Below are 387 nucleotides of genomic sequence, written 5' to 3'. Positions count from 1 at the left end.
ATGGAAAATGAGAGCAGGACATAGGGCTTTCTTTAAAAGGAGATAAAGTGTGGAGACGGTTAGGAGGGACAGTATGAAATTCTATACAATCAAACTTCCAAAGTTTTTAGGTGGCATCGTAAAGGTCATGCTTAATTCGTTCAAAAAAGATTAACAACGCTGGAATAATAAAAGAAGCACCATAAAATATGGTGCTTTTTCATTATAAAGATTAAACGCGTTGAACTTTACCAGACTTAAGGGCTCTAGCTGAAACGTACACACGTTTTGGTTTACCGTTCACTAAGATACGTACTTTTTGAACGTTAGCACCCCATTTACGCTTAGTAGCGTTCATTGCGTGAGAACGTGCGTTACCTGAACGAGCTTTTCTACCAGTTACTACAC

General features: G+C 38.5%; 2 protein-coding genes. One reads left to right on the top strand and one right to left on the bottom strand.

Going from position 1 to position 387, the window contains the following annotated elements:
* The first annotated feature begins 73 nt into the window (after positions 1 to 73).
* On the top strand, positions 74 to 154 hold the full coding sequence (gene spoVM, locus AC0DBE_RS21715; protein ID WP_016765421.1) for a stage V sporulation protein SpoVM: 81 nt from the start codon (positions 74 to 76) through the stop codon (positions 152 to 154).
* A 57-nt stretch (positions 155 to 211) separates the two neighbouring features.
* Here the strand turns inward: spoVM and rpmB are convergent.
* The coding region (gene rpmB, locus AC0DBE_RS21710) for a 50S ribosomal protein L28 (RefSeq protein WP_472963781.1) at positions 212 to 387 on the bottom strand (176 nt) is incomplete at its 5' end.

Source organism: Bacillus sp. VA15, assembly GCF_055721145.1.
This window is presented reverse-complemented; position numbering and strand designations above follow the sequence as displayed.